Annotated in this window: 12 protein-coding genes; 6 read left to right on the top strand and 6 right to left on the bottom strand. The window is 58.7% G+C overall.

Annotation, left to right across the window (positions count from 1 at the left end):
- Positions 1-84 precede the first annotated feature (84 nt).
- Together JNM28_04400 and JNM28_04395 are read left to right on the top strand one after the other, a co-directional pair.
- The gene (locus JNM28_04400) at positions 85-1,509 is read left to right on the top strand and encodes an MATE family efflux transporter (GenBank protein MBL8067668.1); all 1,425 of its coding nucleotides are present in this window, start codon (positions 85-87) and stop codon (positions 1,507-1,509) included.
- 90 nt (positions 1,510-1,599) lie between these two features.
- Positions 1,600-2,289, top strand: a complete 690-nt coding sequence (locus JNM28_04395) for a DUF3800 domain-containing protein (GenBank protein MBL8067667.1) — start codon at positions 1,600-1,602, stop codon at positions 2,287-2,289.
- 180 nt (positions 2,290-2,469) lie between these two features.
- On the opposite strand, the gene JNM28_04390 is transcribed toward JNM28_04395, so the two are convergent.
- The 3 genes from JNM28_04390 to JNM28_04380 form a co-directional block, all read right to left on the bottom strand.
- Positions 2,470-3,663, bottom strand: a complete 1,194-nt coding sequence (locus JNM28_04390) for a glycosyltransferase family 4 protein (protein MBL8067666.1) — start codon at positions 3,661-3,663, stop codon at positions 2,470-2,472.
- Positions 3,664-3,695: 32 nt separating this feature from the next.
- Positions 3,696-4,685 (bottom strand): NAD-dependent epimerase/dehydratase family protein, encoded by a 990-nt coding sequence (locus JNM28_04385; protein MBL8067665.1) that lies wholly within the window; start codon positions 4,683-4,685, stop codon positions 3,696-3,698.
- Positions 4,686-4,876: 191 nt separating this feature from the next.
- Positions 4,877-6,142 carry a Gfo/Idh/MocA family oxidoreductase gene (locus JNM28_04380; protein MBL8067664.1) on the bottom strand — a complete coding sequence of 422 codons (1,266 nt, stop codon included), beginning with the start codon at positions 6,140-6,142 and terminating at the stop codon, positions 4,877-4,879.
- Positions 6,143-6,197: 55 nt separating this feature from the next.
- Between JNM28_04380 and JNM28_04375 the strand changes: the two genes are divergently transcribed.
- Genes JNM28_04375 through JNM28_04365 form a run of 3 tightly spaced genes read left to right on the top strand, consistent with a single transcriptional unit; the run spans position 6,198 to position 8,824 of the window.
- Positions 6,198-6,590, top strand: a complete 393-nt coding sequence (locus tag JNM28_04375; protein MBL8067663.1) for a hypothetical protein — start codon at positions 6,198-6,200, stop codon at positions 6,588-6,590.
- A gap of 51 nt (positions 6,591-6,641) precedes the next feature.
- Positions 6,642-7,313, top strand: coding sequence for a response regulator transcription factor (locus tag JNM28_04370; protein ID MBL8067662.1), 672 nt, complete (start codon positions 6,642-6,644; stop codon positions 7,311-7,313).
- A gap of 5 nt (positions 7,314-7,318) precedes the next feature.
- The gene (locus tag JNM28_04365) at positions 7,319-8,824 is read left to right on the top strand and encodes a HAMP domain-containing protein (protein ID MBL8067661.1); all 1,506 of its coding nucleotides are present in this window, start codon (positions 7,319-7,321) and stop codon (positions 8,822-8,824) included.
- 62 nt (positions 8,825-8,886) lie between these two features.
- Here JNM28_04365 and JNM28_04360 read toward each other — a convergent pair whose 3' ends face one another.
- The gene (locus tag JNM28_04360; GenBank protein MBL8067660.1) at positions 8,887-9,642 is read right to left on the bottom strand and encodes an SUMF1/EgtB/PvdO family nonheme iron enzyme; all 756 of its coding nucleotides are present in this window, start codon (positions 9,640-9,642) and stop codon (positions 8,887-8,889) included.
- Positions 9,643-9,684: 42 nt separating this feature from the next.
- Between JNM28_04360 and JNM28_04355 the strand changes: the two genes are divergently transcribed.
- Positions 9,685-10,557, top strand: coding sequence for an FAD:protein FMN transferase (locus JNM28_04355; protein MBL8067659.1), 873 nt, complete (start codon positions 9,685-9,687; stop codon positions 10,555-10,557).
- A 25-nt stretch (positions 10,558-10,582) separates the two neighbouring features.
- Here the strand turns inward: JNM28_04355 and JNM28_04350 are convergent, their stop codons facing one another.
- Both JNM28_04350 and JNM28_04345 read right to left on the bottom strand, forming a co-directional pair.
- Entirely contained in the window at positions 10,583-11,845 is a 1,263-nt protein-coding gene (locus tag JNM28_04350; GenBank protein ID MBL8067658.1) for an adenosylhomocysteinase, read from the bottom strand.
- Positions 11,846-11,887: 42 nt separating this feature from the next.
- Positions 11,888-12,982, bottom strand: coding sequence for an exo-alpha-sialidase (locus JNM28_04345; GenBank protein ID MBL8067657.1), 1,095 nt, complete (start codon positions 12,980-12,982; stop codon positions 11,888-11,890).
- Positions 12,983-12,995: the final 13 nt, after the last annotated feature.

Below are 12,995 nucleotides of genomic sequence, written 5' to 3'. Positions count from 1 at the left end.
GTCAGAACTGGCGGATTGGGTTAACAATCCCGCAACAGTCACGGGACAAATCCTGACAAAAACGTAGACTCTGCAAAACCCCCTGTGGAGACCGACGAGACACCCGACCTGCACCAAGCCGAAGAGCACCCTCTAAGAACCGTGTGGATGCTTGCCTGGCCGGCGGTGGCGCTCAACGCACTCCAAACCGTCAATTCGCTGCTGGACAGCTACTTTGTCAGCCATCTTGAAGGCGATGCCCTTACCGCCATCGGTTCGGCCACCACCACCCTTTTCCTCCTCATCAGCCTCTCCATGGCCGTTGGGGTTGCCGCCACCGCCATGGTCAGCCGGGCGTTTGGCGAAAGGAACACGGCCAAATACCGCGAATCGCACCAGCGGTGCTTGAGTTTTGCCATTTATTGCAGTCTGCTTCTCACGGTCGCCGCAATCCCCTTATCGGGGCTGGCGGCCAACTTCTTGGTGCCCAAAGATGCCCCCCACGCGGCAAACCTCATGGTCCAGTATTTGCGGATCGTCAGCTTTGTCCTGTTGCCGAGTTTCGTCATCCAAACCTTGGCGGGCTCCCTCCGGGGGATTGGGGACACCAAATCGCCGATGGTGATTTCGGGCATGCAGATCGGCATGCACATCGCATTCAACTACCTGCTGATCTTCCCTCCTCGGCAATTTGGGCCGGTGACGGTGCCCGGTGCGGGGCTGGGACTCAACGGGGCGGCCCTGGCCCTCACCCTTTCGGCCTGGATCTCCGCCGGGATCTACCTGGTCTTTGTGAAACGGACGGAGTTGGGAGAAATCGGTCGGCTGACGCCCCCGCCGGTCGACTGGGCCAAACGCATTTTCAACCTCGCAGCCCCCGCCGGGTTGATGTCGGTGGTGCGGGTGACCTCCCTGATGGCCTTCACCGGGATCCTCACCCAAATCCCAGAAGGCAAATTCGCTATCGGGGCGATCCGGCCCGGGTTTTCCATCGAAGCCCTCGCGTTCATGCCATCGTTCGGCTTGGCCATCGCCGCTTCTGCCTTGGTGGGGCAATCCCTGGGGATGGGCCGGCCCGACCGGGCAAGCCGGCTCGGCTGGATGGCCGCCCACCAGGCCGGAATCGTCAGCACCGTGGCGGCAATCGGGATCTTCATTTTTGCGGATCCGATCGCCAACAGCGTCTTGCAGGGCAAGCCAGAATATGCCGCCCAAGCCGCAAGCTATCTCCGCCATGTCTGCACGACAGAGACCCTCTTCGGCTATGCCATGGTGCTGCTGAGCGCCATGCAAGGGGCGGGCGACACCAAACGCCCGTTTTGGGTGACCCTGCTGGCCATGTGGGCGCTCCGGGTTCCATTGGCCGCATTCCTTGCCCTGGGGGCCGTCAACTTTGGGATTGTTTCGTTCCCGGGCCTTGGCATGGGGTCTGCCGGGGCGTGGTCGTCCTTGGCCATCACCCAAGCGGTCCAGGGGTTGGCTTGTATTTGGTTGTGGCACCTCGGAAGGTGGAAAACAGCGAGGGTTTAACGTACAATACTGCCTGTGGAGTCCAATTTCCGTCAGTGTGACATCTTTAGCGACTACATTGTTTATGTAGATGAGAGTGGGGATCACGGAATGGCATCGATAGATCCACAGTACCCAGTGTTCGTACTTGTCTTCGTAATTTTTCATAAGGATAGCTATATTGATGCGGCAGTACCGGCTATTCAACGCTTGAAGTTTCGTTGGTGGGGCCACGATAACGTCGTTCTTCACACGAGCGACATAAAGCGCAATCGAGGCCCATTCGCTTTCCTATTTGACAGTGCTAAGAGAGAAGTTTTCCTTAGCGATTTGGACAAAACCGTTGACTCACTAGATTTTACGCTCATTGCAGCAGTCATTGACAAAAACAAACATAAACAGCGGTACAGTACCCCGCACAACCCTTATGAAATTGCTTTAAAGTTTTGCATGGAACGACTATCCATGCATCTTAAAGACCTTAGTGCAGTTGACAAGAAGACATTTTTGATCGTTGAGCATCGTGGACAAAAAGAAGATAAAGACTTGGAGCTCGCATTTAGACGCATCTGTGACGGCGAAAATGCCATGAATCAACAAATGTGCAATTTTGACATTACTTTCATGAACAAAAAATGTAATTCCACCGGCCTTCAAATCGCTGACTTGTGCGCAACTCCAATCGGCACAAGACACCTTAATCCAAGTAGTCAAAGTCGAAGCTACCAAACAGTAAGTTCGAAGTTCCGAAAATCACCAGCGGGCGTACCTGATGGATATGGGATGAAAGTCTTTCCATAAACAAAAGGCCTCGGAATCTTCCGAGGCCAATTGCCGACCGGGATCTCCCAATCCAAAAATATTATTACTCATTTTGTAGACGCTTGTAGCCAGTATTTTTACCTGTTTCTAAAATAGCTCATATCGTGATTTACCTATGCTCAAATTGATCCAAACTAAAATTTGCCATATTTGAAGGGCTTAGACCCTCACCCCTGCCAGGCTAAACACATCCAAAAACCGAGCCGCGATGGCATCGATGTCGAACGTGCGCTCCGCATAGGCCCGGGCGGCAGACCCATAGCCGGAAAGATCCCCGGCCAGCATCTCCCGCGCCGCTGCCACAAAAGCTGGGACATCCGTCGGCGGCACGACCATGCCGGCCCCGTTTTCCGCCACGATCCGCGCGGCGAGGTTTTCCGGTGGCACCGCCAACAAGATCCCCCGCCCGGCGCAGAGGTAGCTCAATACCTTGCTGGGGACACTGAAAACCCCGGCATCCGGCTCCAAAATCGCCACCAACACGTCGGCCGTTGCCATCACGTCGGGCAAATCGGCAAAGTCCTGGAACGGCAACAAAACAAGGTTGCCCAAACCCATTTCGGCCTTAGCCGCGGTCAGATACTCCATCCCCTTGCCTTGAGAGATCACCACCATCCGCACATCGGAAACTTCCTGGAACGCTTTTGCAACCCCCACCAAAAGGTCAGGGTTGTGCTTCATCCCTAAGGTTCCCGAATAGATGAAGTTACGCGTTTCGGCCAATCCGTGCTTGGCCCCCCAAGGATTCACCCGATCCCGAAGCGGCATCTCTTCCAAAGGAGCCCAGTTTTCGATCACTTCTACCGGGCAAGACACTTTGGGGATGTGTCCACGGAAGGCTTCGGCGATCAGCACGATGGCATCACTCTTCTTGAGAAGCCGGTGTTCAAACGCCTGCATGTAGGCGCCGGCAAACGAACCCATGCCACCCCACTTGCCCGCCAGGATGCGTTTGGCTGCTTCCCCAAAAAGATCTTGAACCCAAAAAACGAACTTGGCATTGTGCCGCCAACAATGCTCCTGGAGCGCGGCATTGATCCTCAAAGGGGTGTTGGCCGCCATGACCACATCCGGTTGGAACCGCTCAACCTGCTCCACGGCCAGAGCGGCGTGCTTCACATCGTCCTGAAAATAGACCTGAAAGAACTTCGTCTTGTCGATGGTATAGCCCAGGCTGATGCCGTGGGCCTCGAATCCAGCCGGGTCGCCCGGCTGGCGGGTGAGCGCCCCCTGGGGCGTCCCGCTGATCGAGGAGGAATATATGTGGAGCACATCGTGCCCCAATCCGGCCAAATATCGACTCAGTTGAACCTGAAACGGGTGGCCCGCATAATCGTGGATCACAATCCTCATGTGCGTGCCACCCGTCCTTTGAACCGATCCGGTTAGACCGCGGCCTTTGCCGTCATCTGGTCGTAAATCCAGGCGTACGTTTTTGCCATGCCGTCTTTCAACGCAATTGATGGCGCCCAGTCCAGTTCCTTCTTGATCAAGGTGTTATCGCTGCTGCGACCTCGCACGCCCTTGGGGGCATCAAGGTTGTAGCTTCGCTCCATCTTGATCCCGGCGATCTCTTCGACGATGTCAACCAATTGGTTGATGGATACCATTTCGTCGCTGCCCAGGTTGATTGGGTACTCGATGTGGCTATCCATGATTCGGTCGATGCCGTACGTGCAATCGTCAATGTACATGAAGCTCCGGGTTTGCTCGCCGTCACCCCAAATCTCCATGGCGTGGTTGCCGCTCAGTTTGGCGGCGATCACTTTGCGGCACATGGCGGCCGGTGCCTTTTCCCGGCCACCATCGTAGGTGCCAAAGGGGCCATAGACATTGTGGAAACGCGCAACCCGGGTCGTGATCCCGAAATCTTCCATAAAGTGCCGGCACATGCGCTCGCTGAACAGCTTTTCCCAGCCGTAACCGTCTTCAGCCAGGGCGGGGTAGGCATCTTCTTCCTTAAGGCCAGGGTTGTTGGTGTCTTGCTGCTTTTCGCCATTGTAGACACAGGCCGAGCTGGCATAGAAGAACCGGTTGACCTTGCCCTGGTGCCGAGCCGCTTCCAACAGGTGCGTGTTGATGAGCACGCTCAACATGCACAGGGCTTTGTTGTTTTCGATGAACCCCATCCCGCCCATATCGGCGGCGAGGTTGTAAACGGTGGTGACCCCGCCTTCCAACGATTTTTCGCAGGCATCCAAGTACTGCAGGTCCAGCACTTTGTTTTCGGCGTAATCGTGGACTTGGTACCACTCCGAATACGGCTTTTTATCGACCGCGACGATGTTTGAAACCCCTTTGTTTTTGAGGTATTCAACCAGGTGTCCGCCGATGAACCCACCGGCACCTGCAACGAGAACTTTTCCTTCCGACATGATCTTGTTAGCAGTCTACCAGTGCAGGATTTGTGCCACCCTCCCTCATTTGTTAAGGAGCTTAACCGCGCAATCCGGATAGACCGACCATTACAGACAATCGGCAACCGGTAGCGGTTCCCTTGCAAAAACCGGTAAAAGAGCCCCCTCGCAAGGGAGGGGGCTGCGCCCTCGTCAAGGCCGGAGCGGCCTTACATGAAGTCTTCGATCTTTGTCCGGCCCGGGTGGCACGGTTCGGGCACGCTCAGGCTCATGTCCCAGTGGTATTCCTTGGGAACCAAACCCTTGGTTTTCAACGCCTGTTCGCGGGTCACCACTTGGCCAGTGTAGGCGGCAAGCCGGCCCATGATGGCGGCCAAAACAGATTCGGCCACTTGGCGCCCTTCGTTGAGCGGGTTGCCCGACCGGATGCTGGCAATCAAGTCGCGGTGTTCAACCATGTAGGGGTTTTCTTTGTTCTCCGCGTCGTAGCGGTAAGCGTTTTCACCCATGATCCGCCCGTTCGGGTTGCTTTTGCCCTTTGTGCCCACCACAAACTCGCTCACGTTGCCGGCCGTGCCGTCTTGCTGGCGGCAATAGCTGTGGATCTTGACGTCATCGCCCATGTCGAATTCCACGGCAAAGTGGTCGAAGATGTGCCCGAATGCCGGCGACGTCCTCACCTCGCGGCCGCCCAGGGCAACCGCTGAAAGCGGCGTTTTTTGGCAGGCCCAAAGACAAACGTCGATGTTGTGGATGTGTTGCTCCACGATGTGGTCTCCGCTGAGCCAGGTGAAGTAGAGCCAGTTGCGCATCTGCCATTCCAGATCCGACATCTCAGGCGTCCGGTTCACGTTCCACAGACCGCCTTGGTTCCAATAGGCGCGCATGCTCACCACATCACCAATGGCCCCATCGTGGATGCGCTTCATCGTTTCCCGGTAGGAATCTTCGTGACGGCGCTGGGTGCCCGCAACAATCGCAAGACCTTTCTTTTTGGCCAAATCGGCGGCGTCGAAGACTTGGAGGATCCCTTCGCCATCCACGGCAACCGGTTTTTCCATAAACACGTGCTTCCCGGCATTGATGGCGGCCGTGAGGTGCTGCGCCCGGAAGGCCGGCGGCGTCGTCAGGATCACAAGATCCACGTCGCACTGCAACACTTTTTCGTAGGCGTCAAGACCGACGAACAACTGTTCTTTGGGTGCCGTCAGGTTCTTGGGGCGATACTGTTTGAGAGTGTCGACCCCCTGTTGCAGGTGGTCGGCGAACGCATCCCCGATTGCGACGATCTCGACCCCTTCGCTAGAGTCGATGCAGTTGATGGCGGCGTCGCGCCCGCGACCACCGCACCCGATCAATCCGACTTTCATTGTTTCTTTGGCCTCGGCAAATGCAAAGTTGGGCATCATCGCCGTGGCCCCCAAGGCCGCAGACCCTGCCATAAAGTCGCGCCGGGTCAAGCCGTGCTTCGCCATAGTCCGCATAGTTTAGCCCGATAGGGCACGAAAATGGGTTGTAGAATCATGTGTGGTGCAAACGAGCCCCGCTGAATCGGAATGGCGCAACGCCGTCATCGCCCGCATCTTGCAAGACATCAAGGCCGGAGTCACGATCAAGCTGCCCGATTTCGACCCCGGGGTCTCCAGGCCGTCAGATGAATTCGCTTTGCTCAGCGTCGGCATCGAACCCAACCCGTACGGAGGCACCGTGGCGGGGTACCGGTACCAGTTCGAAGGTGAAGAAGACCTGCTGCACCTCATCGTGGTGCGATGCGATGGATCGGCTTTGACGGCCGCCGAAGCGCAAGCGGTTGTGGATTTCCTCTATCCCGGAGTTCCCCCCGCCCTCATGTGGTTCAAAGCGGGGGAATATAGCGGCCACTTCTACCTTGGCCACGACGTGCTCCTCGAGTACTTGGCGTGAGTCACCGCCTTTCCTCACAACTTGCAAACAGCTGTTGCCCAAAATAGCAGGATGCGCATCCTGATCGTGGAAGACGACCTCGTCATCGCGAGCGAACTCGAACGCGCCCTCCGCAAAGCCGGAAACACCCCCGATGTCGCCCGGGATGGTGAAACGGCCCTCCGATTGGTCGGCGAAAACGCCTATGCCGCCATCGTGCTCGACATCATGATCCCCGCCCCTAGCGGACTTGAAGTCTGCCGGGCGATTAGGGCCGGCGGAAACCCAACCCCGATCTTGATGCTGACGGCCAAAGATGCCATAGAAGACCGGGTCGCCGGGCTCGACGCCGGGGCCGACGACTACCTTGTCAAGCCGTTTGCATTCCAAGAACTCACGGCCCGGTTGCGCGCCATCACTCGCCGGGACACCCAGCTCAAAGGCAAACTCATCGAAATAGCCGACCTGACCATCGACCCCCTGCACCACACGGCCTCGCGGGCGGGCCAAGACCTGAACCTGACAAAAAGAGAATTCACCTTGCTAGAAGCCCTGGCGCGCCGGTCCGGGCAAGTCCTCACCCGCGATGCCATTTTGGAACGGGTCTGGAACAATCTCGACACCTTGCCAAACACCGTCAACTTCCACGTTTCATCGCTCCGGAAAAAGGTCGACCCGCCCGGAGCCCCGGCATTGATCCACACTGTCCATGGCGTCGGATACGTCCTGCGGCCCCCCGATTGACGGCTATGTCTGCCAGTTTCAAAACCCGCCTGACCCTGTGGAACGTCGCCACCTTGGCGTTGGCGATGCTTGCCTTGGGAGGCTTGATGGCTTTCGCCTCCCAACGGCTGGTGTTGCAGTCCATCGACGGCGAACTCAGCATCCGGGCCGGGCAGATCGCGCAAGAATTTCGCGGTCCGCCGAATCAGAACCAACCGGGGGCGACCGGCATGGGCGACCCGCAAGGGATAGGCCAGCCCATCCAACCGGGGCAATTGGGGCAACCGGGGCAACCTGGGTTCCGGCGCGGCCCATTTGAACGGTTCCGGCAAATGCCCATCCCCGAAGGTCTCGATGAAGGCTCGATCGAACTCATCACCATCCGGCGACCAAGGTTTGTCAACCGCCAAGGGCAGTCTGTCCTCGATCCCAGCATCAAGGAGCCGTGGGATGCCCCGGCCGCGAAGAAGGCGATGGCGGGCAAGCCAATCTATTCCGAAGCAGAGTTCCAGGGCCGCCAAGTGAGGGTGCTTTCGGTTCCGCTCCGCAACGGGGGCCAGGTTGTCGGGGCCGTCCAAGTCGCGGCCGACCTGGCACCTCTCCGGGCCCTCCAGTCGTCCCAACTGGTCGTCTTCGGCATCCTCGCCCCTGCCACCATCCTGTTGGCATCGCTGGGCGCGGCATTCCTGACCAGGCGCGCGCTCAAGCCGGTCGAAGAACTCACGGCGGCCGCCCATATGATCAGCGCCAACGACCTCAGCCAAAGGATCTCCACCAAAGGCGACGACGAGTTTGCCCAGCTAGCCGAGGAGTTCAATGGGATGGTCTCCCGGCTGCAGACGTCGTTCACTCAAAAGGAAGAGGTGCTGAAAGCCCAAAAGCAGTTCACTGCGGATGCCAGCCACGAACTCCGGACCCCGCTCACCCGGATCAAGATCGTGACAAGCGCCGCCGAAGAAGACCAAACGGTCGACCCGGATTCCCGGGCCCGATTCCAAACGATCCAAGCCGCAACCGACCACATGGCCGCACTAGTCGATCAGATGTTGACTTTGGCCCGGACCGAAAACCTCAAAGAAAACCCCGCCCTTGAATCCACCTCGCTCACGGCCGCCATCGCGAACGCAGTCCAAATCGCAGGGCTCGACCGCGACCCGCGCCTGAAACTGGAAATCAAAGACAAAAAGGTTTTGGCCAATCCCCAGATGTTAGAGCGCGCCCTGGTCAACCTCCTCACCAATGCGGCCCGCCACACCCCACCCGACGGCACGGTCAAGGTGTCGGTCGAAGAAGTGGATGGGGTTGTCGAGACCTCCGTGTCCGATACTGGCGAAGGCATTCCACCCGAGCACCTTTCAAAAGTCACCCAGCGGTTCTACCGGGTCGATTCTGCTCGCACCCAATCCGCGGGCGGCACTGGGCTCGGCCTTAGCATCGTCGAATCCATCGTGGGCGCCCACGGGGGAAAGTTTACGATTCAAAGCAGCCCCGGACAGGGCACCCGGGCCACGATCACCTTTCGAAAGGCATAACCGTCAATTGCCTTGTTTGGGCTTTGTACCAACTCGCCGCCCAATTCTCTGGTCAACTGCCGTCAGGGTTCGCAGACCACGCGGAACCCGACGAATTCGCCGTCGCTCAGCCACCATCGGCTTTTGGGGGTGTGGGCGTCACGCATCTGCCAATCCGCCCGGTAATCCTCGGCCATGGTGTACGCAAACGACTTCGGCTTGTTGTAAAAGTGACCGCCTTTTGTCGTTGATTTCCCGTCCGCGAGAGTGACCCACTCGCTGGCGTTTCCAAGCATGTCGAACAGCCCAAAGGCATTCGGCTTCAGCGAACCGCAGGGGTGGGTTTTGTCATCGGCGTTATCCCAAGTCCAGGCATAGCCGTCCAGCGGATCTGGCAAATTCGGGTTGCCCGCCATGGCCGCATATTCCCATTCGGCTTCGGTCGGCAACCGGAATTTTTTACCTGTCTTTGCGCTCAACCACTGGCAGAACGCTTCGGCGGCCAGAACATGCACCCCGATGGCCGGATACCCCTGGTGCCCGTACCCGCGGTCCGGCTCGCCATAGGGCTTGCTGGGGCGGCTTTTGATGACCTCTTCCTTCACGGCCTCTTCTTGGCTCAGATCCAGGCGGTAGGCAAAGATGTCGTAGAGATCCCAGGTGACCTCGGTCGTCCCGATCCAAAAGGGTTTCAAACGCGCGACTTCTTTGCGATAGTTGAATTCCCCTCCCGGAAGCTTGACCATCTTGTATTCCGCCAAGTGGCCCTCCAACTTCACGGTCATGGTTTCCAAATCCATTTGTTGCATCGCCAAACCGAGCGCCGTCGCCAGCAGCATTTCCCCATTGTACAACCGGCCGGTGGACTAAACTCTGGTGAGATGCTCAGCGCGGTGCTGACGGCCCTATTGGGGAGCCAAAATCAAGCCATCCAAAAATTTGCATTCACCGAAATCCACATGGGCGTGGAATTCCGGCTGGCCTTTTACGCAACGGACCGCGAACAAGCCGAACAGGCAGCCGCTGCCGCCTATGCCAGGGTGGAACAGCTTGAGCAGGAAATGAGCGATTACCGCCCTTCCAGCGAAATCAGACAGATCAAGCCACTCCAGCAAACAAGCGTCTCTAAAGATCTCTGGATCGTCCTTGAACAAGCCCAGCAGGTCAGCGAACAAACCGGCGGCGCCTTTGACGTCACCGCTGGCCCCGCCGTCAAATTGTGGCGGAACGCCCGACAAACCGGGCGGATGCCCGGCCCGATCGAACTCCGGCAAGCCGTTTCCCACGTCGGGTACCGGTTTTTGAAGCTTGATCCGGTCAACCAATCTGTCACCATCCTCAAAGAAGGTATCGGCATCGACCTCGGCGGCATTGCCAAAGGGTACGCCTGCGATGCCGCTCTTGAGTGCCTGGCCAGGGCCGGGTTCGGCCGCGCCATTGTCCAATCGGGCGGTGACATCGCCGCGGGCGCCGCCCCACCCGGTTCCGAAGGATGGCCTATCCAAATTCCCGGCGAATCTGCCCCCCGGGCCTTGGCGCAATGCGCCGTCAGCACGTCCGGCGATTCTGAACAGTACGTCGAAATCGGCGGCATCCGCTATTCCCACATCGTGGATCCGCGAACCGGCATGGGCGTAACGAACCGCGTGACCGCCACGGTCATCGCGGACAAGGGATTGCAGTCGGACCCGCTCGCCACCGCCTTTTGCGTGATGGGGAAAGGCGGGGTCACGGACATCCGCACCTCGCGGTGAACAAGCGAGTGGTCGGGGCCGTTGCTTAGGTGCCTTCCGTCCAGCTGTTCAGGTACTTGTCCTGCTCCGGGGTCAGGACATCGATTTGGATTCCCATGGCCTGGAGTTTGAGCCGCGCAACCTGCTTGTCGATCTCTTCTGGCACCGTGTACACGTTTTTGGATAAAGAGGAGGCGTGCGACACCATGTATTCGGCGCACAAAGCCTGGTTGGCAAAGCTCATGTCCATCACACTTGCCGGGTGGCCTTCGGCCGCCGCCAAGTTAATCAACCGCCCATCGCCGAGCAGGAAGACCCGCTTGCCGCCCACGGTGAACTCTTCCACAAACGGCCGCACTTCCCGCCGCGAAGCGCTCATTGCGTCCAGTTGCGGAATGTTGATCTCCACATTGAAGTGACCGCTGTTGCAAATTACAGCCCCGTCCTTCATCAATTTGAAATGACGGTCATCCAAGACATCCTTGCACCCGGTTACCGTGATGAACAGATCCCCGTGCGGGGCCGCTTCGTGCATGGGCATGACCTGGAAGCCATCCATGGCGGCTTCAATGGCCTTGGTCGGGTCGATTTCTGTGACGACGACATTGGCGCCCATCCCTTTGGCCCGCATTGCAACACCCCGGCCGCACCAGCCATAACCGGCCACCACGACGGTTTTTCCCGCAAGCAGGATGTTTGTGGCCCGCAGGATCCCATCCAACGTGGATTGCCCCGTGCCGTAGCGGTTGTCGAACAGGTGTTTGGTATCCGCATCGTTGACGGCGACGATCGGGTAAGCCAACACGCCGTCTTTGGCCATGGCACGCAGCCGGATGACCCCCGTCGTCGTCTCCTCCGTTCCACCGATGATTGAATCGATCAAGTTTTTGCGTTCGCTGTGGATGATGCCCACAGTGTCGGCCCCGTCGTCCATCGTCAGGGTCGGCTCAATGTCCAGCGCCTGGTTCATGTGCCGGTAATAGGTGGCGTGGTCTTCGCCTTTGATCGAGTAGGTCTGGATACCGTACAGTTCCACCAAGGCGGCTGCCACGTCGTCTTGCGTGCTGAGCGGGTTGCTGGCGCAAATGGCCACTTCGGCCCCGCCCGCTTTGAGCGTGCGCAACAGGTTTGCGGTTTCGGTGGTGACATGCAGGCAGGCGGTCACGCGCTGGCCGGCCAGCGGCCGCTCTTTTTCAAACCGCTCGCGGATCAGCCGGAGAACCGGCATATCCTTTTCTGCCCATTCGATGCGGTTCTTGCCCGCTTCCGCCAAGCCGGAGTCGGCGATGTGGCTGGGGATGGTCGACATACTGGTGTGATTATGAGGCCACAGCCCACGGGCAGGCAGGGCTCAGCCCGAAACTTTGAGGCGCAAAAACCTGATCCCAAGCTGGGGGTCTGAGCCTCCACGAGGGGCATATTCATAAACGAGCCCGACCTCCCCGTTTTCCAAGTTTGCCAGGGCCGAATAGCCGAAGTAGCCTTTGGCAACCTCGAACGAGCCTGGCCATGTACGCCCATCGTCTGTGCTGACCCGAACCAAGCCGTCGATGCGACCGGCTGGGCTCGGCATTGATAGCAGGAGAACTCCCGGTTGCGCCACCCCTTCGAACCGGTGCCGCAGGATCCCGGCATGGCAGACCGAGTCCGGAAGGTCTGACTTGACCTCGAACCCCGACCAAGTCGCCCCGCCATCACCAGAAACCGCTTGCACGCGTTTGCCGATCCCGCCCGCCGCCCGGGCATTAAAGACCAAGCTGCCATCTTCCAACTCCGCCAAGCCGGATTCGTTTGGAAAAACGCCGTCTGGGGCTTCAACGGTGGCACCGCTTTGCCAACTGTTGCCGCCGTCGTCGCTCCAAACCGCCCCGCTGGCCGCCGCGCCGCCGACCCGCGTGTGCATTGGGACAACGATCCTCCCCTTGTAATGACCGCGTTGGAGCACGATCCCCCGGCCAGGGCCAAAATTGACGGATTGCACTCCTTCACGCCGGATGGCACGGGTTGTCTCCACCGGGGGAATCCAGGTCGTCCCTCCATCCCGGCTCACGGAAACATAGGTTTTCTGGCCCTTTGCCCCGAAACCCGTGTCCAAATGGTAAGAATCGGTCCCCGCCGGGAAGACCGCAAAGTGCACAAAGACCTTTTCCCCCGAGGCCACGATGACAGGTGACTGCGCGCTTTCAGACCCATTGCCAGCGAGCGTGACCCCATTGCCCCAAGTCCGGCCGCCATCCCCGCTCGACTTGACCAGGATCTTGTTACCACTTTCATCCGCAAGGGATTCCTGCGAAGCCGCGACGACCAGAATCCGCCCGTTTGGCAAAACGGCAATCCCTGGCGTCCGAGTATAGGGGTGCTCCCCGCTGGCGAAAACCTCGACCGGCCGCCCAATCGGGTCGACCCGTGGCATGGCCAGCGAGCAAATCAACACGGCTGCGCACATGGGCATGAATGTC

The organism is Armatimonadota bacterium (assembly GCA_016789105.1).
Taxonomy (GTDB): Bacteria; Armatimonadota; Fimbriimonadia; order Fimbriimonadales; family Fimbriimonadaceae; genus UphvI-Ar2.
The sequence above is the reverse complement of the archived record's forward strand: the minus strand, read 5'-3'. Positions and strand labels throughout refer to the sequence as shown.

Excerpts from the sequence above, each read along its gene's own strand:
- JNM28_04395 (MBL8067667.1), top strand. The coding sequence starts at position 1,600 with ATGGCATCGATAGATCCACAGTACCCAGTGTTCGTACTTGTCTTCGTA.
- JNM28_04390 (MBL8067666.1), bottom strand. The coding sequence starts at position 3,663 with ATGAGGATTGTGATCCACGATTATGCGGGCCACCCGTTTCAGGTTCAA.
- JNM28_04385 (MBL8067665.1), bottom strand. The coding sequence starts at position 4,685 with ATGTCGGAAGGAAAAGTTCTCGTTGCAGGTGCCGGTGGGTTCATCGGC.
- JNM28_04380 (MBL8067664.1), bottom strand. The coding sequence starts at position 6,142 with ATGGCGAAGCACGGCTTGACCCGGCGCGACTTTATGGCAGGGTCTGCG.
- JNM28_04370 (MBL8067662.1), top strand. The coding sequence starts at position 6,642 with ATGCGCATCCTGATCGTGGAAGACGACCTCGTCATCGCGAGCGAACTC.
- JNM28_04365 (MBL8067661.1), top strand. The coding sequence starts at position 7,319 with ATGTCTGCCAGTTTCAAAACCCGCCTGACCCTGTGGAACGTCGCCACC.
- JNM28_04360 (MBL8067660.1), bottom strand. The coding sequence starts at position 9,642 with ATGCTGCTGGCGACGGCGCTCGGTTTGGCGATGCAACAAATGGATTTG.
- JNM28_04355 (MBL8067659.1), top strand. The coding sequence starts at position 9,685 with ATGCTCAGCGCGGTGCTGACGGCCCTATTGGGGAGCCAAAATCAAGCC.
- JNM28_04350 (MBL8067658.1), bottom strand. The coding sequence starts at position 11,845 with ATGTCGACCATCCCCAGCCACATCGCCGACTCCGGCTTGGCGGAAGCG.
- JNM28_04345 (MBL8067657.1), bottom strand. The coding sequence starts at position 12,982 with ATGTGCGCAGCCGTGTTGATTTGCTCGCTGGCCATGCCACGGGTCGAC.